General features: G+C 43.6%; 19 protein-coding genes. 1 reads left to right on the top strand and 18 read right to left on the bottom strand.

Annotated elements, in window-relative coordinates:
• Positions 1–103 precede the first annotated feature (103 nt).
• The 3 genes from V5M37_RS01755 to V5M37_RS01745 all read right to left on the bottom strand — a co-directional run bounded on the left by V5M37_RS01755 (position 104) and on the right by V5M37_RS01745 (position 3,118).
• A complete protein-coding gene (locus V5M37_RS01755; RefSeq protein WP_423800476.1) occupies positions 104–1,426 on the bottom strand; it encodes an ABC transporter substrate-binding protein in 1,323 nt (440 codons plus the stop codon).
• A 290-nt stretch (positions 1,427–1,716) separates the two neighbouring features.
• Positions 1,717–2,463, bottom strand: a complete 747-nt coding sequence (locus V5M37_RS01750) for an IclR family transcriptional regulator (protein WP_423800475.1) — start codon at positions 2,461–2,463, stop codon at positions 1,717–1,719.
• Between the two features lie 172 nt (positions 2,464–2,635).
• Entirely contained in the window at positions 2,636–3,118 is a 483-nt protein-coding gene (locus V5M37_RS01745; protein ID WP_423800474.1) for a VanZ family protein, read from the bottom strand.
• 96 nt (positions 3,119–3,214) lie between these two features.
• On the opposite strand from V5M37_RS01745, the gene V5M37_RS01740 reads away from it, so the two are divergent.
• Positions 3,215–3,664 carry an OsmC family protein gene (locus V5M37_RS01740; protein ID WP_423800473.1) on the top strand — a complete coding sequence of 150 codons (450 nt, stop codon included), beginning with the start codon at positions 3,215–3,217 and terminating at the stop codon, positions 3,662–3,664.
• Between the two features lie 23 nt (positions 3,665–3,687).
• Here the strand turns inward: V5M37_RS01740 and fosM are convergent, their stop codons facing one another.
• The 15 genes from fosM to V5M37_RS01665 form a co-directional block, all read right to left on the bottom strand.
• Positions 3,688–4,110 carry a FosM family fosfomycin resistance protein gene (gene fosM, locus V5M37_RS01735; RefSeq protein WP_423800472.1) on the bottom strand — a complete coding sequence of 141 codons (423 nt, stop codon included), beginning with the start codon at positions 4,108–4,110 and terminating at the stop codon, positions 3,688–3,690.
• Positions 4,111–4,190: 80 nt separating this feature from the next.
• On the bottom strand, positions 4,191–4,634 hold the full coding sequence (locus V5M37_RS01730) for a YueI family protein (protein ID WP_423800471.1): 444 nt from the start codon (positions 4,632–4,634) through the stop codon (positions 4,191–4,193).
• Between the two features lie 324 nt (positions 4,635–4,958).
• Positions 4,959–6,242, bottom strand: coding sequence for an isocitrate lyase (gene aceA, locus V5M37_RS01725; RefSeq protein WP_213147767.1), 1,284 nt, complete (start codon positions 6,240–6,242; stop codon positions 4,959–4,961).
• Positions 6,243–6,317: 75 nt separating this feature from the next.
• Complete coding sequence (gene aceB / locus V5M37_RS01720) at positions 6,318–7,910, bottom strand: malate synthase A (protein ID WP_423800470.1); 1,593 nt, start codon at positions 7,908–7,910, stop codon at positions 6,318–6,320.
• A gap of 199 nt (positions 7,911–8,109) precedes the next feature.
• Entirely contained in the window at positions 8,110–8,727 is a 618-nt protein-coding gene (locus V5M37_RS01715) for an NAD(P)-binding protein (RefSeq protein ID WP_423800469.1), read from the bottom strand.
• 12 nt (positions 8,728–8,739) lie between these two features.
• On the bottom strand, positions 8,740–10,209 hold the full coding sequence (cobA, locus tag V5M37_RS01710) for a uroporphyrinogen-III C-methyltransferase (protein ID WP_423800468.1): 1,470 nt from the start codon (positions 10,207–10,209) through the stop codon (positions 8,740–8,742).
• Between the two features lie 27 nt (positions 10,210–10,236).
• Positions 10,237–10,557, bottom strand: coding sequence for a nitrite reductase small subunit NirD (gene nirD / locus V5M37_RS01705; protein WP_423800467.1), 321 nt, complete (start codon positions 10,555–10,557; stop codon positions 10,237–10,239).
• Positions 10,558–10,562: 5 nt separating this feature from the next.
• Positions 10,563–12,989: a nitrite reductase large subunit NirB gene (nirB, locus tag V5M37_RS01700; protein WP_423800466.1), complete on the bottom strand. Its 2,427-nt coding sequence runs from the start codon at positions 12,987–12,989 to the stop codon at positions 10,563–10,565.
• 229 nt (positions 12,990–13,218) lie between these two features.
• Positions 13,219–14,766 carry an L-glutamate gamma-semialdehyde dehydrogenase gene (gene pruA, locus V5M37_RS01695; protein ID WP_423800465.1) on the bottom strand — a complete coding sequence of 516 codons (1,548 nt, stop codon included), beginning with the start codon at positions 14,764–14,766 and terminating at the stop codon, positions 13,219–13,221.
• A 182-nt stretch (positions 14,767–14,948) separates the two neighbouring features.
• A complete protein-coding gene (locus V5M37_RS01690) occupies positions 14,949–16,112 on the bottom strand; it encodes a CamS family sex pheromone protein (RefSeq protein ID WP_423800464.1) in 1,164 nt (387 codons plus the stop codon).
• Positions 16,113–16,124: 12 nt separating this feature from the next.
• The gene (gene ligA, locus V5M37_RS01685; protein ID WP_423802557.1) at positions 16,125–18,131 is read right to left on the bottom strand and encodes an NAD-dependent DNA ligase LigA; all 2,007 of its coding nucleotides are present in this window, start codon (positions 18,129–18,131) and stop codon (positions 16,125–16,127) included.
• Between the two features lie 98 nt (positions 18,132–18,229).
• Positions 18,230–20,551 carry a DNA helicase PcrA gene (gene pcrA, locus V5M37_RS01680; protein WP_423800463.1) on the bottom strand — a complete coding sequence of 774 codons (2,322 nt, stop codon included), beginning with the start codon at positions 20,549–20,551 and terminating at the stop codon, positions 18,230–18,232.
• Between the two features lie 71 nt (positions 20,552–20,622).
• The gene (locus V5M37_RS01675) at positions 20,623–21,306 is read right to left on the bottom strand and encodes a heptaprenylglyceryl phosphate synthase (RefSeq protein WP_423800462.1); all 684 of its coding nucleotides are present in this window, start codon (positions 21,304–21,306) and stop codon (positions 20,623–20,625) included.
• Positions 21,307–21,603: 297 nt separating this feature from the next.
• Entirely contained in the window at positions 21,604–21,909 is a 306-nt protein-coding gene (locus V5M37_RS01670; RefSeq protein ID WP_213147778.1) for a YerC/YecD family TrpR-related protein, read from the bottom strand.
• Between the two features lie 24 nt (positions 21,910–21,933).
• Positions 21,934–22,986 (bottom strand): DUF3048 domain-containing protein, encoded by a 1,053-nt coding sequence (locus V5M37_RS01665; protein WP_423800461.1) that lies wholly within the window; start codon positions 22,984–22,986, stop codon positions 21,934–21,936.
• Between the last annotated feature and the right edge of the window lie 42 nt (positions 22,987–23,028).

Below are 23,028 nucleotides of genomic sequence, written 5' to 3'. Positions count from 1 at the left end.
AGATTATGTTTTGTTAAAACAAACGGCTTTCGGGCATGATCCAGTATTACAACCTAGATTGCTGACCGAAAGCCGATTAAAAATTTGTGCTAATTAGAACGGATTACTTCTCGCTGTCAAGAATCTTTTGGAATTCTCCGTCTGCCTTTTCTGCAGCAGCCTTAACATCCTTGCCTTCGATACCAGCAATGATGATATCGCCGATGGAATCACGTGCGCTTCCTACGTTGATTACCACTGGACGGTCATAAGAAGTACCAGCTTTACCATTTTCAGCAATCGCTGCCGCTAAATCTTTCGGGAATTTAGCAGTTCCTTCTGCAGAATCCCAAACAGAAATACGTGCACCAGGATTTCCTTCAGCTTGAAGCTTCGTAACCATTTCTTTGCTTTCTACCCACTTAATGAATTCCCATGCTGCATCTTTCTTCTCAGAGTTAGCGCCAATACCAAGTGCCCAAGATGTTACGTTGTATGGCTTAGAACCATTAGCACCAGCTGGGAACGGAGCGAAACCAACTTTGTCAGCCACAGCAGATTTTGATGGATCAGTTGCGTTTGTGAACAAGGAAGATGCATCTGTATAGAAAGCAGCTTTTCCTTGAGTGAACACAGCCATTGCCTCAGGCCAGCTCATGTTTAAAGTACCTTTAGGGCCATACTTATTTAAAAGGTTCCCATAATATTCAAATGCTTTTAATGCCTCAGGTGAAGTAAGGGTGGATTTTCCATCCTTCATAAAGTCGCCGCCAAAGCCATATAGGAAGCTGGAGAACTGTGTAACTGCAGCAGCACGTTTACCACGGGCAACAAATCCAGCAACGCCATTAGCAGGGTCGTTTAACTTCTTAGCCGCTGCTTCAAGCTCTTCTAATGTCTTTGGAACTTCGATGCCGGCTTTTTCTAACAGGTCTTTACGGTAGTAAAGAACTTCCGTCTCTGTTACAAGCGGTAATCCAAAGTATTTTTTGTCTTGTTGCACGCTTCCTAGGGAAGAAGGAATAAAATCCTTTGTATAGTCTTGTTCTTTAGAAATATAACCAGTCATGTCTGCAAAGTAACCGCTCTTATGGAACATCTTACCGTCTTGGAGCGGACGGAACATAACAACGTCGATGTTCTTAGAGTTAGAGGCAAACTCAACGGACGTTTTTTGTGTTAATTGGTCTTCAAAATAGCTGTCAATCTTTACTTTAATGCCAGTCTCTTTCTCAAACTCTGGCAATTGTGCCTTAATTGCTTCTGTCCAAGGATGGTTAGCAGCAACCAAGCGGATTTCTTGAACCTTTTTCTCAGTGTTCTTCTCCGGCGCCTTTGAGGTGTCAGAGGAATTCGAACCGCTGCAGCCAGCTAGTGCAGAGCTAAGACCAACGGCTAAAGCAAGAACACCAGCAGCTTTTTTAAAACCTACAAAACTCTTTTTCATAATTTTCCCCCTTGCTGTTATTTTCACAAAAGTGATAGCGATTTCATTTTATACTGTAGACCTATAACACATATTAAAAAATAGTTTGGTAGAATAATGAAATTAATAAATTCCCTTGCATGAAATTTTCCTTAAGTACCCACATTACACGATTGTTGCCTTAGCGTTTTAAAGCGTTTTCAAAAAAACTATAGATAATCAGCTTTTTTATATAATGAATAGAATCATAATGACCCTTTTCCTACATGCAAGTCCCCCTTTCAAAGAGCTAATAAAATTTAGCATTGTGGTTATCTGTACCCAATACTGTCAGAAATTTTCATTGAGGTATGGAGCAAGTTTTCCACAATTCTATCTTTATTTTTTAACATTCTTTCTTTAGGACCTGCTACGCTAATTGCGGCCTGAATCGTACATTCTACTCCATATATAGGAGCAGCCAGACAATATAACCCCTCTTCATTCTCTTCATCATCAATGGCATAGCCAAGACTTGCGAACATTTCCAGTTGCACTTTGAGAGATGTTTTGTCAGTTATCGTCTTGGGTGTAATAGGCTGCAATATTAGGTTTCTGATAATTTCCTCCCGTTGCTTATCCGAGAGAAAGGTTAAGAAGGCTTTTCCTAATCCCGTGCAATACAATGGCTTGCTTTTTCCTGGTTCCGCTGTTGTACGAATGGATCGATTGCTGTTGATCTTCGCCACATAGATAAGTTCAGAATCTGATAAAACAGCCATAAAGACGGTTTCCTGTACCTCTTCCATTAGTTTTTTTAGAAAAGGCAAGCCTTGGGCAGCAACATCGAGACAATTCATCGCTATGCTTCCAAGGGGTATAAGCTTTGGTCCAAGCCTATACTTTTTTGAATAATCGACCGTCAAATAGTTTGCTTGAAATAACGTCTCAATCAAACCTGATGTACTGCTCTGCGGAAAAATAAGTGTCTCGCTTATTTCTTTGATTGTTAATCCCTCTGGGTGCTGTGCAAGCAACTCAAACACTTTTAACACGCGTTCTGCCGATTTAACAGCCATCTCCGATCCTCCTTGGAATCACATATGTGATTTTAAATCATGTATGTGATTTCATTACCCATATTACTACATGATGTAAACCCTTACAACACATTTTTTTCTGATAAACTAAAAAATCTGCAAATTTTTAAAAAACGTTGCAGATTTCAACATAATTTCGGTTCAGTTTGCCTTATTTTTTTCTTTTCCTTTTGGGGCGGGAAAAAAACTGCAAAATTTTAAACGGGATATAGCCCAAAATTCCGCCAAAGGTATTTAAGATCAAATCATCCACATCGAAGCTGCCAAATTCGAACACCAACTGCAGTATTTCATAGGATAGACTTAAACTGAACGCGGCTAGCATGACGGTTCTAAGTTTTTGAAATTTTTTTGCCAAGAGTGGTAAGATAAAGCCAAGCGGGATAAAGCCAACCACGTTTCCAGCTAGATTCTTCACCCGAATATCGAAATTGACATCGGCTATATACAAATAAAAATGAATGGTTTTAAAGGGAACAAAATTGTTTGAGCGCCAGTGGTATCCGTCATAGGTGAAATTAAAATGATTGATAATCTGAGATAGCGGGATATATTTAAATAATACGAGTTTTGTAAGAATGGCTAGATAAAGGCAAAGTATTAAAAACAGAAATAGCTTCTTTATTAGGTTCATATTTTTTGCTGCTCCATTAAATTAATAAACTAACCATACCATATTTTAAAAATCATCGGGTTTTTATACAAGAAATATTTCACTGGAGGTTTTTGGATGGCTGAACATCGATTTTTATTAAAAGCAAACTGGCCTGGGCTTCGGAATGATGTAGGTGAAATTGAAACCGCAAACCTGAAAACGAAGGTATCCATCCCGCCGGAAATGGACGGCCCGGGGGTCGGGACGAACCCCGATGAAATGCTGCTGGGTGCGGCTGCGACTTGCTATATCATCACGCTTGCCGCCACGATGCAGCGGAGCGGGCTTGATAAGGCGGGCTTAACGATGGAATCCGAAGGGATTGTCGATGTGACCAATGGGGTTATTACCTATAAAAAAATCATTCATAAACCACTTATCGTTTTGAAAGCGGATGCTGCTGAAAAGGATTTTGCATTAGCACACAGGCTTGCCAAGAAGGCGGAGACCTCCTGTATGATCAGCAGGGCGGTGCAGGGAAATGTGGAGATAGAATTGCGCGCTGCGGTCGAGGCGTCAAACTAATAAGGGGCTTTAGGGCCCCTTTTTCAATTGAAAAACTCCATATGCTTTTTTTCTTGTTTATAGTAATCTAGTCTGTCTTGAAGTGTACCTGTGTGAAACTCAAATTTATGTCCATCCGGGTCGGTAAAATATAGTGATCGTTTATCCCTTTCGTCTCTTTGGCGGCCCGGCAGAATGTTGACCTGGAGTTGTTTCAGTTTTTCAAACATGTTAAGGAAGTCTGCCTCTTCGATTGAAAAAGCCAGATGCGTATAGGAATGATGTATTTCATTTCTCGGTATATCCTTCTCCTCATTCAGGGCAAGCCATATGCCGTTTAGATCAAAATAGGCGGTGGTCCTTCCTTTTACTAGCAATTTGGCGTCAAACACGCCTTGATAGAATTGGATGGATTTTTCTAGATTGGAAACGGAAAACAAAATGTGGTTTATTCCTTTAATAGTCATGGTTCATCCTCCCCTCCTAAATATTACCACAATTTTACTTTTGGACATAAAAAAACCCATGGCACCTTTAAGCCACGAGCTCATTTGTTTGATTTTCTTTTAAATAACTTTGAAAAAAGTCCTTTCTTCTTATTTTGCTTTGGAATCACAATTTCCTTTTTTGTAAGGTAAATTTCTTCTTTATCAATAGCATGATTCATTGCTAAAACTAAGCCGATGTCGGTGTCATGCTCCTTGTTGGTGACAATAGTGTGGCCAATCTTGTGTTTGGATGCGACTTTTACATATTTGGATAATTGGGCGTAACCCATATTTCCGTTTAGAAAAAGATGGGCACCAGGATATTTCTTCATTAACTGCCCTACTTGAGGGTACACTTCGGTTTCAGCTACCTGTTTTTTCGTAAGAGCGACAATAATTCGTTCGCGTAAAGATCCTAAAAATTTCCTTCTTTCCTCAGGCTTGGTTTCAATCGTTCCATAGATGCCTTGCTGCAAGACCTCGTCAACGGTAGGCTTTTTCAAAAAGAATCAACTCCATTTAAAAGGCTAATTACTATGTATGATTTCTGTATAGAAAACGTTCCAATCTCAGCATCTCTGAGAGTAAATGATGGCCATTCGCGAGTATTTTCACTTTATCCGAGAGTATTCCGCTCCTATCCGAGAGTAATTTGCGGTTACGAGAGTAAATTACGGTTATCCGAGAGTATTCCCGCGTTATCCGAGAGTAAACATACCTTATCCGAGAGTATTCACCGCTTATCCGAGAGTAACCCCCGCCCCCAGCCACAAAGAAAAAACCCCTCCCTCCATTAAGGAGGGAAGGATTCACGTCCGATCACTATATTATTTAGAACCAGTAAATTGCTCTTCTTCCGTAGAGCCTTTCAACGCAGTAGTGGAAGAAGTACCGCCGGAGATTACCATAGATACTTGGTCGAAGTAACCAGTACCAACTTCGCGCTGGTGACGAGTAGCAGTGTAGCCGTATTGCTCGCTGGCGAACTCAGCCTGCTGCAGGACAGAGTAAGCTGCCATGCCGTTTTCTTTGTAACCGCGGGCAAGTTCGAACATGCTGTGGTTTAGAGCATGGAAGCCTGCAAGTGTAACGAATTGGAACTTGTAACCCATTTTGCCAAGCTCTTGTTGGAACTTTGCAATCGTTTCATCGTCAAGCTTCTTCTTCCAGTTGAAGGAAGGTGAGCAGTTGTAGGCAAGCAGTTTGCCAGGGAACTTCTCATGGATTGCCTCTGCAAAGCGGCGTGCTTCTTCAAGGTTTGGCTCGGAAGTTTCGCACCAGATTAGGTCGGCATATGGAGCGTAAGCCAATCCGCGGCTTATTGCTTGGTCAAGACCTGCTTTTGTACGGAAGAAGCCTTCAGCTGTACGTTCGCCAGTAATAAACTCAGCATCGTTTTCATCGATATCGCTTGTGATTAAGTCTGCAGCGTTAGCATCTGTACGGGCAACCAGCACAGTTGGAACGCCCATAACGTCAGCAGCTAAACGGGCAGCAATCAGGTTGCGAACCGCAGTTTGTGTAGGAAGCAATACTTTACCGCCTAAGTGGCCGCATTTTTTCTCAGAAGAAAGCTGGTCTTCGAAGTGAACGCCGGCAGCACCTGCTTCAATCATGCCTTTCATTAGTTCGAAGCAGTTTAGCTGGCCGCCGAAGCCTGCTTCAGCGTCAGCCACGATTGGAGCGAACCAATCGATAGAATTGTCGCCTTCTCCATGAGTGATCTGGTCAGCGCGCTGAAGTGCTTGGTTGATACGCTTAACAACAGCCGGAACGCTGTTTGCAGGGTATAAGCTTTGGTCAGGGTACATGTTACCGGAAAGGTTAGCGTCTGCAGCAACCTGCCAGCCGCTTAAGTAGATAGCCTTAAGCCCAGCTTTAACCTGCTGAACCGCTTGGTTACCAGTTAAAGCGCCAAGAGCGTTGATATAATCTTCTTCGTTTACTAGTTTCCAAAGCTTTTCAGCACCTTTGCGTGCTAATGTATGTTCAATATCGATAGAACCTCGAAGTTTGATCACATCCTCTGCAGTATATGGACGTGTAATCCCCTTCCAACGTGCATCCATTTCCCAGCTTTCTTGTAATTGCGCTACTCTTGCATCAGTCATTTTAAAATCCTCCTATCAACCTATTAAAGTATTTTTTGAAAATATATTTTTGAAGAGTTAAAAACTCTCAAATCCCTATAGTTGTTGGTAACCTGGAATAGTTAAGAAATCTGCAAAATCGTCATTTAAGATTAAGTTATCAAACAGGTTAACGGCTTCGTCGAACCGCCCGTTCAAGTAGGCTTGGTCCCCAATTTCCCGCTTGATTTCCGTAAGTTCCTCGGCCTTTAGCTGTTCATATAATTCGGAAGTTAACTTCCGGTTGTCTTTTAAGATGCCCTTTGGATGACGGATCCACTGCCATAGCTGGGCCCGTGAAATTTCGGCGGTTGCCGCATCCTCCATTAAATTATGAATCGGTGCTGCACCGCGTCCTGAAAGCCAGGAAGCCACATATTGAATACCTACATTGATGTTGGTACGGACACCTTCCTCAGTAATCGTACCCGTTGGCACTTCCAATAAATCACTAGCTGTAATGGTAATCTTCTGCTGTTTCATCGTATGGATTTGGTTTGGAGTCGGCATTTCGCGGTTGAAAACCTCCATCGCCACCGGAACAAGTCCAGGGTGGGCAACCCACGTCCCATCGTGACCGTCCCGTGCCTCGCGCTCTTTGTCAGCGCGAACCTTGGCAAATGCCTCTTCGTTTGCCTTGGGGTTATCCTTGATTGGAATCTGTGCTGCCATTCCCCCTATTGCCGGTGCCTTGCGGCGGTGGCAGGTTTGAATCGTAAGTAAGGAGTACGAACGCATGAACGGCACTGTCATCGCCACCTGCGAACGATCCGGTAAAATAACATCATCTTGGTTACGTAGTTTTTTCAAATAGCTAAAAATATAATCCCATCTTCCGCAGTTTAATCCGGCTGAGTGTTCCCTTAATTCATAAAGAATCTCTTCCATCTCAAAAGCGGCCAGGATGGTTTCAATTAACACAGTTGCTTTGATGGTGCCTTGGGCAATCCCGAGCCTTTCCTGTGCGTATACAAATACGTCATTCCAAAGCCGTGCTTCCAAGTGGCCTTCAAGCTTTGGCAGGTAAAAGTAAGGACCGGTTCCTCTTGCCAGCAGTTCCTTTACGTTATGGAAAAAATACAATCCAAAATCGAAAAAGCTTCCTGAAATGGTTCTGCCGTCTAATAACACATGCCTTTCCTCGAGATGAAGTCCGCGGGGTCTGACAATTAGTACAGCTGTTTTTTCATTCAGTTCGTATTTTTTTCCGTCTGGATTTTCAAAGTTAATCGTCCGATTAACGGCATCCCGTAAGTTGATTTGCCCTTCAAGGAGATTCTCCCATGTTGGTGACGTGGCATCCTCGAAATCGGCCATGAACAATTTGGCTCCGGAGTTTAAGGCATTGATGACCATTTTTCGGTCAGTCGGCCCGGTAATCTCCACCCTTCGGTCCTGAAGGTCATGAGGCAATGGTTCAATTCTCCAGTCACCATTTCTGATGTGCTTCGTCTCAGGGAGGAAAGCAGGAAGCTTGCCGTTATTAATTTCCTCTTGGCGTTTCTGTCTGGACTGTAACAGTTCAGCCCGCCTTGGGCCAAATTTGGTTTCAAGTTCTTCAATAAATTTCAAAGCATCTGGCGTTAAAATCCCGTCGTATTGGGCCTTCAAGGCCCCAACCACTTCCATCCCCCTTGTTTGCGTCGACACGAACTTGATCACCTCTTTGTTATAATACAGTAACTATCCTCGTTTTGTATTATATAACACACTTCCGGAAAATGGAACTACTTTTCTGAAAAATTTTAAAAAATAGGTAAAATTCCCCTGCGCAGATAAAAAAATCCTTGATATTACTAGATTCTTAACACAATAAAAAAAGCAGATACCTCCTACTCAGGTAGCTGCTTTAAATCATTTGTTCATATAAACTCTGAAACATCTCATCCCAGTCGCCGCTGTTCAAAAATTCCGGGCTGACGATGGCTGTTAACAATTTTCTTTTTAAATCCGCATCCTCAACATTTTTCAAAATCCATTGTCGTTTTGAAAAAAGAAATTCTAGATAATCCTCGTACCGGGAGTCAAACTGCTGCTCAAGCTGCTTGCGGATCTGTTTCGCTAGGATTGGGCTTGCTCCTCCTGTGGACACCGCAATGCTTAAGCGGCCCCGCTTCAGATGGGAAGGCAGATGGAAATCAGACTCCTCCGGATTGTCCGCAATGGATACAAGCTGCTGCACCGCCGCTTCTTCCTTCACCAGATTGTTGGTGTGTGGGTCATTCGTGGCCGCTATGATGAGAAAAGCCTCCTGGATGTCCGACTTGGCAAACGGCTTTTGCTTCCAGGCTATTTTTCCTTCGTGAGCCAAATGTTGTATAACAGGCGTACTTTCCGGGCTAATGACTGTAATGGCTGCTCCCGTTTCCAGCAAGCCTTTTACCTTCCGCTCAGCTACCGTGCCGCCGCCGGCCACTATTACCTTTTTTCCTTCAAGCTTAAGCATAATTGGGTAATAACCGTTCATTCTGCCCCTCCATTATCTATTGGCAGGAGTCTTTTCCGGCCAAGGACCAGTTAAATACTCGACTAGCGCCTCTTTAGTGGCCTTTTTTGGCATGCCGCTTTCCGCAAGACCTAGTTTGGCCACTTCGCCCATCGTTTGTTTGCCCATTCCGACAACTTGGACATTTTTCAAAAAAGCTTCTGTTTCGATGCCGAATTTTTGCAAAGCTGTTATAAATGGCTCAACAGAAGCGCTCGAAGGGAAAACGACTGTATTTACATCCGCATCGTCCATCATTCTTTTAAAAATTGAAAAGAACTGTTCATCTACTTTTTTGTCGCTTGTTTTCCAGAAATCAGCGTTATCATATTTTTGTACCTGGGCCCCGCCATCTCCAACTACAAGCATTTTTCCCCCATCGGACATTTCATCGATCAAGGCTGGAACGAATCCTCGTTCTTTTAAGGCATTGATGGTTTTGATGGAAAAACCGAAAAGGTCTGCTGTAATTTTCCGAATATCCACCCCATGATTCTTTAACGCCGTGAAAAATTCTTCGATACTCTCAGGCGATGTGAATAAGATTTTTTGATAACTGGATATAGTACCCATAATCTCTTCGTTAACAGGTGCTGCGATTCTTTTCCACCTTGGAAACTCGATTACATCCGCGCCTTGACGCATCAGTTCCTTCGCTAACTCGCTCTCGCCTTCACTCGTGCGCGCCAGAAGAATCTGCCGGCCATGTAATGGCTTTTTCTCAAACCAGCTTATTTTTTCACGGAGAGATGCGACATATCCTACCAAAATAATCGCCGGATTGCTAAACTTCGCCTCTTCAGCCTTGGCGGCAATATCAGCCAATGTCCCCTGCAGTGTCTTCTGACGGCCGAAGGTGCCCCATTGAATTAAAATTACTGGGGTTTCGGCTGGCTTCCCGTGGGCAACCAAGTTTTCACAAATGTATGGCAAGTTCCGGACTCCCATATAAAAAGCGATTGTATCCATCCCGCGGGCAAGACTTGCCCAGTCAAGGAGCGGCTTGCCTTCCTGTGATTTATCATGGGCCGTTACGACCGTAAATGATTCCGCATGTTCCCGATGGGTAACAGGGATTCCGGCATAAAGAGGGGCAGCCATTCCCGATGTGATACCTGGGACAATTTCGAATGGTATTTGGTGGTTCGCCAAGGCTTCCGCTTCCTCGCCAACCCGGCCGAATACACCCGGGTCGCCGCCTTTAAGCCTGACCACAGTTTTACCTTCCAATGCTTTAGCGACCAAAACGTCATTTATATTTTCTTGCCGTAAAAAATGGCGGTCCGGTAATTTCCCCCCGTAAATCAGTTCACAATTGTCCGGAGCAAACTCCAAAAGCTTCGGGTTGGCTAGGCGGTCATATAGAATAACCTCCGCCTGCTTGATGGCTTCAAGCCCTTTCACAGTAATTAGTCCAACGTCCCCCGGTCCTGCTCCTACTAAAAAAACTTTTCCAGTTCCCATCGTGCAGCATCCTTCCGTGTTTTCCTTCTATGATACGACAAATATAATATCTTTTTCTATTTCTATGTTAAATGTTTTAACATAGCCGGTATCCGGAGCCTGCACAAGCCCGTCTTTTAAGGAGATTTTCCAATCATAGACAGGGCAAAAAACATAATCACCACTGACAAGCCCCTCCGAAAGAACACCGCCCTTCGAATGGGGACTGCGGTTTTCCAAGGCATAAACATTGCCATTAGATGTTTTAAAGAGCGCAATTTCCTTGTCATCGATCTTAATGGTATAACCAGATCTTGCTTTTAGGTTTGAATAGTTTGCAACCGGTATACGAGTTATAGTTTGCAGCATTTTGCTCACTCTCCGACCTTAATGGTATGTTTAGTATAATATTTCTCTTGAATTTCTTCACTATGAATGGCTTCATCCCATGGCTCGATATATTTTTTCAAAGTTTTGTCCATCCGTTCGTTTAAGGCCTTGCGTGTTTCCTCGTTTGCCAAGACCCCTTGGATATGCTCTAGGCCCAGGCGCTCTAGCCATTTGGAAGTACGCTCCAGATAGTTTGCTGTCTCACGATAGTATTGCAGATAGGCCCCGGTCATTTCGATAACCGCTTCTTGGGTTTTCACCGTGCATAAGTGGTCGCCAGCGCGAAGGTCAACTCCTCCGTTTCCACCGACATAGATTTCCCAGCCGCCATCAATGCCGACGAAACCGATATCCTTGATTCCTGCTTCAGAGCAGTTTCTTGGGCAAGCAGATACCCCCATCTTCACTTTGTGCGGCGTATCAAGACGCTCAAATTTCTTTTCAAGCTCAATGCCAAGTGCCATTGAGTCCTGTGTACCATAGCGGCAGAATTGGGCACCGACGCAGGTTTTGACGGTGCGAAGCGTTTTTCCGTAAGCATACCCTGATGGCATATTAAGCTCTTCCCAAATGCTTGGCAGGTCTTCTTTTTTGATGCCAAACAAGCCAATCCGCTGGCCGCCGGTTAGTTTTACTAATGGAACATTGTATTTCTCGGCCACTTTGGCAATTTTTATTAAATCCTGTGGTGTTGTCACCCCGCCGTACATTCGCGGCACAACGGAATAGGTTCCGTCCTTTTGGATATTGGCGTGCATTTTTTCGTTAACAAGGCGGGAATCGCGGTCATCCTTATACTCGTCCATGTGAATCATGCCGAGGTAGTAATTAATCGCGGGACGGCATTTTGTACAGCCTTCCTCGTTGTTCCAGCCTAAAACGTTCATGACTTCTTTGACACTTGTTAAGCCCTTTACTTTGATTTCTTGAACCAATTCCTCGCGGCTTAAGGTTGTGCAACCGCAAATGCTTGTCTTTTGAGCTGTTGATGCGTCAAATTGGTCGCCGAGAGTATGTTCTAGTATGCTCGCTACCATTGGTTTACAGCGTCCGCATGAGCGGCCGGCGTTTGTGCAATGGCTTACCTGATCTAGAGTGGTCAACCCTTGTGTTTTGATCGCCTCGACAATGGTTCCCTTGGTAACGCCATTACAGCCGCACACCAGTTCATCATTTGGCATGGAGGCAATGTCATCACTGGAGGAGCCGCTTGCACTGCATTCTGACTGAAGAATCGATACGCTGGTCATGCCGCTGATGTTTTCCTGTTTCGTTAGCATCCGAAACAGTTTTGTGCTGTCTTTTGTATCCCCGTAAAGGACAATCCCGACAATCCTATTATCTCTTGTTAGAATCCGTTTATAAATGCCGTCATATTCGTTGTAGGCCATGATTGATTTCGTTGTGCCGTCTTCAAAAATTTCTCCCGCTGAGAAAAGGTCAACCCCTGCTACCTTAAGCTGGGTGCCTGTTACTGAACCTTTATATGGCTCCGCTTCGAAGCCGCTGATGCGATTCGCCAGGACCTTCCCTTGTTCGTACAATGGCGCCACTAAACCATAGACAATTTCCCTGTGTTCGGCACATTCTCCGACTGCGTAAATGTGAGGAAGACTGGTCTCCATAAAGTCATTTACGACAATGCCTCTGTTTACATAGATGCCGCTGTTTTTGGCCACTTCTGTGTTTGATTTGATGCCTATTGCCATGACGATTAGGTCGGCTTCTACTTCTGAACCATCTTTAAAGCGTAGTCCGGTTACCCGCTCATCTCCAAGGATTTCAACGGTTTCCTTTTCCATTAAAAAGTTCATACCTTGGCCTTCTAGTTCTGCCTTAAGCATAGATGCTGCAATATGGTCCAGTTGGCGTTCCATTAGAGACGGCATTAAGTGAACGACATCCACTTTCATTCCTAGGTTTAGCAGGCCTCTTGCAGCTTCAAGGCCAAGCAGACCGCCGCCGATAACAACAGCTTTTTTGCATTCCTTTGATGATTTGATCATCATTTCACAATCATGGATATCACGAAAACCGGTCACACCCTGTTTATCCGCACCTGGAATTGGCAGAATAAAAGACTTGGATCCTGTTGCGATAATTAATTCATCGTACTCCACTTCACGGCCTTGGTCACTGATGACTCGTTTGGCTTCTGCGTCAATTTTTACAATAGCTTCGCCTGTATATAATTGAATATTGTTTTCTTTGTACCAATTCAACGGGTTGATAATGATTTCATCGAACCTAGTATCGCCTTGAAGAATATTTGATAGCTTAATTCTGTTATAGTTTGGATGTGGTTCTTCTCCAAAAATGGTGATTTCAAAATGTTCAGGTGCAAGTTTAAGGATTTCTTCGATTGTCCTGACTCCAGCCATTCCGTTACCGATCATTACTAATTTTTTCATGTTGGGCCGCTCCCTATATGTTTTGTTTAGTTATTTTTAACGGTTATTAAGGTTTCATTTATAGTTAAATTGTAAACTCCAGCCTTTTAAAAAATTGTGAAGTTCGTCACATTTTGTTGTTTGCTTGTGAATCATTTCACATTATTGTCACTTTAGACACTTCTATTGGACATTTAATCTTTATTACACAAAAAACCCCTTCCCTAAAGGAAAGGAGTTTACTGTTTTATTAATATAATTCCGATGTTGTTTTTCCTTGCATATGAAGAAGCAAATAGTCAGGGCCGCCAGCTTTAGAGTCAGTTCCGGACATGTTGAAGCCTCCGAATGGCTGGTAGCCGACAATGGCACCCGTACAGCCGCGGTTGAAGTAAAGATTACCGACATGAAAGTCCTCACGTGCCTGCTCCATATGGGCACGGTTTTTGGTAATAACCGCACCAGTTAAGCCATATTCAGTATTGTTGGCTATCTCAAGCGCTTCGTTGAAATCCTTCGCTTTTGAGAAACCTACCACCGGTCCGAAAATTTCCTCTTGCATGATGCGGGACTTCGGATCTAAATCAGCAAATATAGTTGGCTTGATGAAGTAACCTTTGGAGCTATCTCCTTCGCCGCCAGTCATCAATTTGCCTTCTGACTTACCGATTTCAACGTATTCCATGATTTTCTTGAAAGCATTATTATCAATAACAGGGCCCATGAAAGTATCCTGTTCAGATGGCTCGCCAACTTTTATTTGATTAGTCAATTCCACGACGCGATTCAATACTTGATCATATACGTCCTCAACAATAACAGCCCGAGAACATGCAGAACACTTTTGACCGGAGAATCCGAACGCTGATGCCATGATGGATTGTGCAGCCAATTCAAGATCTGCTTCACTGTCCACAACAATCGTATCCTTACCGCCCATCTCGGCAATTAATCGCTTCATCCAAAGCTGTCCTTCGCTGATTTTGGAAGAGCGGTCGAAAATGCGCAGGCCAACATCTCGGGAACCAGTGAAGCTGATGAAACGTGTATCCTTATGATCAACTAAGTAGTCGCCCACCTCGGCGCCGCTGCCTGGAACGAAGTTTAGTACACCCTTTGGCAGTCCTGCTTCTTCCATTACTTCCGCAAATTTAGCTGCAATAATTGGTGTCGTGGAAGCAGGCTTCAACAAGACCGTGTTGCCAGAAACAATCGCGGCAACGGTAGTACCTGCCATGATCGCAAATGGGAAATTCCATGGTGAAATGATAATACCTACACCAAGCGGAATATAATCGTAACGGTTAAATTCGTTGGGACGGCTTTGTACAGGCACACCATTTTTTAAGACAAGCATTTGCCGGCCATAGAATTCTAAAAAGTCAATTCCTTCTGCTGTGTCAGCATCTGCTTCTCTCCACGGCTTACCCGCTTCTTTTGTCATCAAAGCAGAGAACTCATGCTTGCGGCGGCGGATAATAGCTGCCGCTTTAAAAAGCACATCTGCACGGACTTCCGGCTTGGTTTTTCTCCATGTTCTAAATGCCTCAACGGCCGCCTGCATCGCTTTTTCTGCAAGTTCTTTATTGGCCTTTGACACGCGGCCGATTACTTCCTCTTTGTTGGCGGGATTATAGGAAACGATTTTTTCCTCAGTAGTCACTTTTTCACCGCCGATGATTAAGGGATAATCCTGTCCTAAATAGCCTTCAACTGTTTTTAAGGCTTGAAGATAGGCTTGGCGGTTTTCTTCCACAGTAAAATCTGTTAATGGCTCATGTTTATATGGTTGTACCATGCTAAAATTCCTCCTATGTAATCAATCATTTAATCCTTACGGAAAAAATAATAGGTTGTCTAAAAATACACTGAAAACCCCCTCTTTCAGGAGGCGGCGAACTTCGCAGAGAAACAATCCTATTTTGCCTCGAAAAATAGATTGTTAACCAAAAAAAAGACCCGGCCGCCGGCGGCCGAATCTTATTGGTAAATATACACAAGCGGTTCATTTTCATTGGCTTTACGGACAATCAGTGCTTCAGGGCCGTCCACGGAGGTCACGTTTACTGATACCGAAATGTATTCAGGAAAATGCTCCATGACCAACCCCGTGACATATTGGGTAAATCCAATTCCCTCTGTTTTTCCGTAAAATTGAATTGGAATCGTGATATCCAAATTTTGCAGCTGATCGCCGACGTAAAACGCCCGGCCAATAACGCCGTTGAAGTTAGGAAAATATTCTTCAACATCCTGTTTAAAGTTTAAAAAGGCGATTGTATCATCGCGGTGTGCTTCCTGGGCATCACTGGATGGGAATAAATAATATTTTTCGTCGACTTTTTCCCATGAGTTTAGACTTGAGCTGCCTTTATCAACTGTTGTATATGCAATGAAATTTCCTGGCACAACCGAAGATTTGCTTTGCTGGGCGAATAATGCAATCGTGATTGGAACGTCACTTACATTTTTCATGGTCCTAATTCGTTTGATCATTTCTTCCGCTATTTTCTTTCCTTCGCGTTCCATGTCTGCAAAGTCAATATGCTGCTCTTTTTCAACAGTACCGCTATCGACTTGAACCTTGTAATAGTAGGTTGAATTAAGGGCAAGGCCAATGGTAATTCCGCCAAGTGAAACGTTACCTTTATCATCCTTTGTTAAATAATCATGCTCCAAAATATGTGCTAAATAAATCGGACTGCTCGGTTCCCCCGGCGGTCCTGTATCAACAGGGTTTAATCCGATATTATCCGCTGCCTTCAGGCTTTTTGCCTTTAGCTGCTCCTCTGTATATTGTCGGTTCAGCAATTGTCTTACCGTTTTTTCCTTGATTTCCTGTCCTTCACGGAAATAATATTTATCGGTATCAAAGCTATTTTGGGCTATACGCATTAAACCCATTTCAAACTCGTTTAAATCATATCTTGTATTGATATTATTGACGACCAATCCGCGGGCCTGCCCCGGCTCAAATGGCAGAATGGTCCGGTAATATTTATCTGAAATATTATATTTCGGAATAATCGCCTTCCCCTTATCCTTCTCCTTTGTTTGCACTTCTTCATTTTGCTTTTGAAAAGTAGGTGCGCAGGCACTCAGCAAAAAGACAAGGGAAAGCGCGAGCAATGAGAGTTTTCTCAAAACTGACACCTCTTACTTATTTAATTCTTCAAGGAGCTTCTCTTCATCCCACACTTCAATTCCCAGTTCCTGTGCTTTTGCGAGCTTGGAGCCTGCATCTTCACCAGCAATGACCAAGTGGGTTTTTTTGCTTACACTTCCCGCCACATTTCCGCCTAACGCCTCAATCTTTTCTTTTGCTTCATTTCTCGATAAGCGTTCCAGTTTGCCGGTTAATACCACCGTTTTGCCGGCAAAAATAGAATTAGATTCCTCGGCGGATACCTTTCTTACCCCTTTAAACTCCATGTTCACTCCAAAAGAAGCTAATTCCTGAAGCAGTTCGGTTGCCTCTTCCTGTTCGAAAAAGCTGACGATGGAATCAGCCATTTTATCACCGATTTCATTGATGGCAATCAGATCTTCTTTGGAAGCAGATGCTAATCTTTCCATTGCCCCAAATTCCTGGGCCAAAGTTTTTGCCGCCTTTGCCCCGACATGACGAATGCCAAGCCCGAAAAGCAGTTTTTCCAGCGAGTTTTCCTTAGAGGCTTCAATCGCTTTTAACAGATTGGAAACCGACTTATCTCCCATTCTTTCAAGGGCAATAAGCTGGTCATAGGATAGCTTATAAATATCAGCCACATCGCTGATTAATTTTTCGGCAAACAACTGGCTGATGACCTTTTCCCCAAGGCCATCAATGTTCATCGCATCCCGTGAAACGAAATGGATTAAACCTTCACGGATTTGCGCCGGGCATTTCGGATTAATGCAGCGAAGGGCCACTTCACCCTCTAATCGGACTAGTTCGCTTTCACATTCCGGACAGTGTGTCGGCATATGAAAATCGACCTCTTCTCCCGTGCGCTGATCCGCCAAAACATTGACGACTTCCGGGATAATGTCGCCGGCTTTTTTAATGACGACCTTGTCGCCAATTTTGATATCCTTCTCTCGGATTAGATCCTCATTGTGCAAGGAAGCACGCTGCACAGTGGTACCAGCCACTTTAACCGGTTCTAAAATAGCTGTAGGTGTAATAACGCCGGTGCGGCCGACGCTTAATTCAATATCCTTCAAAGTTGTTACAACTTCTTCAGCCGGGAACTTATATGCTATTGCCCAGCGCGGGCTTTTGGCAGTCGTTCCAAGAGCAGCCTGCTGTTCTAAGGAGTCAATCTTAATAACGATCCCGTCAATTTCATAAGGCAGATGCGGGCGCTTTTCCACCCAGCCATTTACATAGTCAATTACCTCATCGATATTGACGCACTTTCTCCGCTCTTTATTTGTTTTAAACCCAAGTTTGTCCAAGTAATCTAAGCCTTCGCTATGCGAGACGACGCCAAGGTCCCCTGGATTTCCAATTCCATATAAAAAGATATCCAGTCTCCGGGAAGCCGCCATTTTCGTGTCAAGCTGGCGGAGTGAGCCTGCCGCCGCATTTCTTGGGTTGGCAAATAGCTCTTCCCCCCGCTCTTTCCTTGCCTCATTCAGCGCTTCAAAGGAACGCTTCGGCATAAAGGCCTCACCGCGGACCTCCAAGGACACAGGTTCTGTGAGGCGGAGCGGAACGGATTTAATTGTTCTTAGATTTGCCGTTATATCTTCGCCAATCGTACCATCACCGCGGGTAGCCCCCTGAATAAACAAACCGTCTTCGTAACGTAAAGAAACTGCAAGGCCGTCAATCTTTAACTCGCAGACATATGAAAAGTCATCCCCTACAGCCTGACGGATACGGCGGTCAAAGTCTCTTAAGTCCTGTTCGTTAAAAGCGTTGCCCAAGCTTAGCATCGGTGTCCGGTGCTCGACTTTTTCAAAAACATCGAGAACCTCTCCGCCAACCCTTACAGACGGAGAGTCAGGTGTTTTTAATTGGGGGAACTTTTCTTCAAGCTCCAATAGCTCCTGCATCAATCGGTCATATTCAGCATCCGGTACGGATGGTTTGTCTAAGACATAGTATTCATAACCGTATTGGTTTAATAGTGTCCGCACTTCGGATATTTTTTGTTCAGCGGTTTGAAGGTCCATATATCCAACCCTTTCCTCATCTAATTGCAGCAAGTTCCCCAATAAAAATGAGGAGACCTATTTTCACTTACTTTAAGACGACTTTTCAGGAAAAATCGTTACACTTTTTTGATCGGTGCAAATTTGGCAAGCAGGCGTTTGATGCCAGTTGGACTTGGAAAAGCAATATCGAGTTCGATCCCTTCTCCCTGTCCTTTCACACTAACAACGGTCCCAATGCCCCATTTTCCATGTTCAGCTTTGTCGCCAACCTTCCAGTCAGCTCCCTCACCGCCCGAAGCAGCTGAAACTGGGCGCATAACTGGCTTACGTGGAGAGGCTGGAGTGCCAAATGTACTCCGGCCGGTGCCTGAAGCCCCGGCTGATTCGAAGGAAGAACGTGACCCTCCAAAGGAAGAACGGCTCGAGCCAAATGAACTGCCGCTCGATGAAAAAGAAGAACCTCTTGAGCCAAACGGCGAATTTCGTCTTTCCGGTTCAAAGACTTCCAAAAGGTCTTCGGGAATTTCACTAATAAACCTAGACGCCGGATTCATATTAGTCCGTCCAAACAGGGTTCTCATTTGGGCATTTGTAAGGAACAGATTTTGCTCCGCTCTTGTGATTCCTACATAGGCAAGACGGCGTTCCTCCTCCATTTCCACCTCTTCCATCAAGGAGCGGCTGTGCGGGAAAACCCCTTCTTCCATACCAATTAAGAATACAATGGGGAACTCGAGTCCTTTTGCGGAATGCAAGGTCATCAAAACAACTGAGTCTGCCTTTTCCCCGTCATCATCCATGGAATCAATGTCGGCAACAAGAGCTAAATCAGTTAAAAAGGCAACAAGGGTTTTATCATCATTTGTTTCTTCAAAATTTTTCGTAACAGATAACAATTCCTCAAGGTTCTCTAAGCGGCTTTGCGCTTCTATGGATTTTTCTGCCTTTAGCATTTCGCTATAGCCGGTTTTATCGAGAACTTCTTCCACTAATTCAGTTACGGATAGAAACTCCTGCATATTCGTATAATTTTTGATTAAATCGCGGAATTCTGCTGCCGCTTTTGTTATTTTTGGGCTTAAACCAATTAAATCAATGGAGTCAAGCGCTTGAAAAATCGACAGATCATGCATCGCGGCAAAATCAAAAATTTTATCAAGCGAGCTTGAACCGATGCCGCGTTTCGGAACATTGATTACTCGCTGCAGGCTGATGTCATCATCTGGATTGGAGATTAATCGCAAATAGGCAAGCATATCCTTGATTTCTTTTCGATCATAGAACTTCGTACCGCCGACAATGGCATAACCGATGTTTGATTTAAGCAGGACTTCTTCCATTACACGGGACTGGGCGTTCGTACGGTACAAAATGGCGATGTCCGAAAGCTTGTACTTCCCATCGCGGGTCAGTTCCTTAATTCTGCCTGTAACAAACTGTGCTTCGCCCTGCTCGCTGTCGGCACGGTAATAAACAATTTTGTTTCCTTCAGGATTTTCCGTCCATAAATTTTTCGCCTTACGGTTAAAGTTCTTTTCAATCACTTTATTGGCTGCCAGAAGAATCCTTTTGGTAGAGCGGTAGTTTTGTTCAAGAAGAATGACTGTAGCGTTTGGATAATCTTTTTCAAAGGAAAGGATGTTGGCAATATCCGCACCTCTCCAGCGGTAAATGGACTGGTCGGAGTCGCCGACGACACAAAGGTTTTTAAAGCGGTTTGCCAGCAGTTTGACCAGTAAATATTGTGCTTTGTTCGTATCTTGATACTCATCCACGTGAATATACTGGAACTTGCGCTGATAGTACTCCAATACTTCCGGCAAACGCTGGAACAATTGAATCGTCTTCATGATCAGGTCATCAAAGTCCAGGGCCTGATTTTTCCGGAGGCGTTTCTGGTATTCTTCGTAAACATCGCTGACAACCTGTTCGAAATAGCCCCCAGCGGTTTTTGCATATTCTTCCGGGTCGATGAGTTCGTTTTTAGCAGAGCTGATGGAACCCAGGATCGCGCGCGGGTCAAATTTCTTTGGATCAATGTTCTTTTCCTTTAATATCCCTTTAATGACGGATTGCTGGTCGCTTGAATCCAAAATCGTAAAATTTCGGTTAAACCCGATCCGGTCGATGTCACGGCGTAAAATGCGGACACACATCGAGTGAAAGGTAGAAATCCAAATTTCTTCTGCAGCGCCGCCCATCATCTTCGCAATCCGTTCTTTCATCTCTCGGGCAGCTTTGTTCGTAAATGTAATAGCCAAAATATTATAGGGATTAACCCGTTTTTCCACAATTAAATAAGCAATTCGATGCGTTAACACTCTAGTCTTGCCGCTTCCGGCCCCGGCCATGATCAACAGCGGTCCGTCCGTGGCTTTTACAGCCTTTTGCTGCTCCGGGTTCAAGCCGTTTATCAATTTATCAGTTAAATATTGCAATCTATCCACCACCAAATACAAACATTTGTTCTTATTTTTATCATAACGGAATCTGTGTCCTTAAGCAAATTTTATCGGACACTCTTCACGGTTTCTAATGCTAGGTCAAAGTTATCATAAATAGCGTTTCCTACTACAATTACATCCGCATGCTTGGCCATTTCTGCAGCCTGTTCAGGAGTTGAAATGCCGCCGCCATAAAACAGCTTCGTGTTATTAAGCACCTTTTTCACCTCAGCAACCAATTGCAAGTCGCCGTATTTGCCACTGTATTCTAAATAAAAAATGGGCAGATTAAACATTTTTTCCGCCATCATCGCATAGCCCTTAACATCATCAATGGTCAATTGTGCATTGGCGGAGGAAAGTTTAGCTGCTTTGCAATCACTATTAAGGATGCAGTAGCCCTCCATGACTATTTCTCCCCAATCCATAATTTCACCAAACTCCTTCACCGCTTGATGATGAAGGCCGGTAATCCATTTTGTATCGGTACTATTTAGGACGGTTGGGATAAAATAAAGATCGAAGCCGGGGGTTACGGTTTCGATGTTTGATATTTCAAGTACACAGGGCACAGTATAGCGACGGATCCTAGCCATCAAATCAAGAACATTTTCAAGTGTGACTCCGTCCGTTCCGCCGACAATCACGGCATCCGTACCAGATTCGCAAATTTTTTCAAGTTGTTCGTCCAATATTTCTTTATTTGGGTCGAGTTTGAACACGTGGCGCCACGCGTGAACATCATACATCTATTAAGCCCCCCAATTCATAATTCCATTAAACCATTATAGCACTAGAGCATTCGATACAAAAACAATACAATGAAACTATTTTTGGAAAATATCGGTATGCTAAATGGAAACTCGCCGATTGGCGAGTCCGATAGGACGAAGAAAGAGGCGTAGTTGAATTTATGCGTTAGGAAAGTATAAATTTGTGAAAATTTATGCGTTAGGAAAGTATAAATTTGTGAAAATTTATACTTTCCTATTAGCTAAAAAGAAAAAACCGGAGAGACTTTCTACTCCGGTTTTTTGATATTTAGGTTATGCCTGGCTGTTTTCTTCCTTTATCCGCTCTAAGACCATTTCATAGGTGTCGTTTCCAAAGTTCAAGCATCGTTTTACGCGTGAAATGGTAGCTGTGCTTGCTCCAGTTTCCGATTCAATTTTGTGGTACGTGTTTCCTTCACGGAGCATTCTAGCTACATCCAGGCGCTGGGCTAAAGCCTGAATTTCGTTAATCGTACATAAGTCATCAAAAAAACGATAGCATTCCTCCAGGTCCTTCAATGAAAGAACGGCTTTAAACAATTGGTCAAGCTCTTTACCACGTAGTTTATTAATTTGCATATAATTTCCCCTTTACCGTATAAATCATTGTACATCAAATGAGACGCTTTGAGAAAGGCCTGGTTTAGCCGGCACTACATTGACCCATGTTTTTCCTGGAACGAAGGGAACCTCTTGGCCCTCCTTCATCGGAACAATTCGTCCGTCCTTGTTCGCCCAATTCACTTCGTTTACTTTTCCCATTTGCAGCAGGTAGGCTTTTCCTCCGGATTTTAAATCCACTTTCAGGTGGCCTGCCGAATCATAAACCTGGTGAACTGCTTCAATGATAAAAATATTATCCAATAGGACTGGCTCATTATTTTCTAAATCCACGGTCTGTTCACCGCCAGAAAAGCGTTTGTACTTGCCAGACTGGAGATCAAACGTAAAAGTCGAATCAGAGATGCCTCCTCTTGAGTAGGAAATCATCACAGATTTTGCTTCATTTCCTGTGACCTTACTCTTTTCGTCCTCTTTTAAAAATGTAAAGCTTGGTGGTGTTTTATCCAGCGTATAGTGCTTTTGTTCAACACCCTTTAAAATGTTTTCGTACGTAATGTACGAGTTATGCGGTGCTTTGCGGGCACTGGACCGCTTAAACAATGTACCATCATATTGCATTCCATTTAAGTTATCAACATAGTTGCTCTCAAGCATCTGCCTTGCTTCTTCACTGTACCCATGGGCGATATAAAGAGCGTTTAGACCTTTGGCCAGATCAATATAATAGGCTCGTGAACTTCTTACCGGACCTATATTTGCCGGCTTTTCACTTTGAAAGACAGCTAAGAAACGGGTCATATCCCCTTCTGCAATAAGTTCATAGACAATATCCGCCTTAGACAAGCCTGATTGCGGCCTAGCCTTTGGGTGATTATTAATCATGACTGCGACTGCTCTTCCATCTGTTTTCGTTTCTGATTTTACGCCAGTAAGAGGAAAATAGTAGGCGGTTTCTTCCTTCTTTTCTTCTTTTTTCACTACCTTGTCAACCACTTTTTCTTTTGGTTCCAGTGGTTTTACCGTTTCTTCTTTCTTACTGCATCCAGAGAACAGTAAAAGAAGCGCTGCTGCTGCAACAGCCCATTTTTTCATCCAGTCAACACCCCTGTTTCCTCTCCATACATCCAATCACTT

Origin of the sequence: Neobacillus sp. SAB-20_R2A, from assembly GCF_049568635.1 — a bacterium.
Lineage (GTDB): Bacteria > Bacillota > Bacilli > Bacillales > Cytobacillaceae > Neobacillus > Neobacillus citreus.
Note: the sequence above shows the minus strand (reverse complement) of the source record. Positions and strands in the feature narration are given on the sequence as shown.

Bases quoted from the DNA above. Each gene is read 5' to 3' on its own strand.
- V5M37_RS01750 (WP_423800475.1), bottom strand. From the start codon at position 2,463: ATGGCTGTTAAATCGGCAGAACGCGTGTTAAAAGTGTTTGAGTTGCTT.
- pruA (WP_423800465.1), bottom strand. From the start codon at position 14,766: ATGGTACAACCATATAAACATGAGCCATTAACAGATTTTACTGTGGAA.
- V5M37_RS01665 (WP_423800461.1), bottom strand. From the start codon at position 22,986: ATGAAAAAATGGGCTGTTGCAGCAGCAGCGCTTCTTTTACTGTTCTCT.
- nirD (WP_423800467.1), bottom strand. From the start codon at position 10,557: ATGCTGCAAACTATAACTCGTATACCGGTTGCAAACTATTCAAACCTA.
- V5M37_RS01675 (WP_423800462.1), bottom strand. From the start codon at position 21,306: ATGTATGATGTTCACGCGTGGCGCCACGTGTTCAAACTCGACCCAAAT.
- V5M37_RS01745 (WP_423800474.1), bottom strand. From the start codon at position 3,118: ATGAACCTAATAAAGAAGCTATTTCTGTTTTTAATACTTTGCCTTTAT.
- V5M37_RS01740 (WP_423800473.1), top strand. From the start codon at position 3,215: ATGGCTGAACATCGATTTTTATTAAAAGCAAACTGGCCTGGGCTTCGG.
- ligA (WP_423802557.1), bottom strand. From the start codon at position 18,131: ATGGACCTTCAAACCGCTGAACAAAAAATATCCGAAGTGCGGACACTA.
- V5M37_RS01755 (WP_423800476.1), bottom strand. From the start codon at position 1,426: ATGAAAAAGAGTTTTGTAGGTTTTAAAAAAGCTGCTGGTGTTCTTGCT.
- fosM (WP_423800472.1), bottom strand. From the start codon at position 4,110: ATGACTATTAAAGGAATAAACCACATTTTGTTTTCCGTTTCCAATCTA.
- cobA (WP_423800468.1), bottom strand. From the start codon at position 10,209: ATGGGAACTGGAAAAGTTTTTTTAGTAGGAGCAGGACCGGGGGACGTT.
- nirB (WP_423800466.1), bottom strand. From the start codon at position 12,989: ATGAAAAAATTAGTAATGATCGGTAACGGAATGGCTGGAGTCAGGACA.
- V5M37_RS01670 (WP_213147778.1), bottom strand. From the start codon at position 21,909: ATGCAAATTAATAAACTACGTGGTAAAGAGCTTGACCAATTGTTTAAA.
- aceA (WP_213147767.1), bottom strand. From the start codon at position 6,242: ATGACTGATGCAAGAGTAGCGCAATTACAAGAAAGCTGGGAAATGGAT.
- V5M37_RS01715 (WP_423800469.1), bottom strand. From the start codon at position 8,727: ATGAACGGTTATTACCCAATTATGCTTAAGCTTGAAGGAAAAAAGGTA.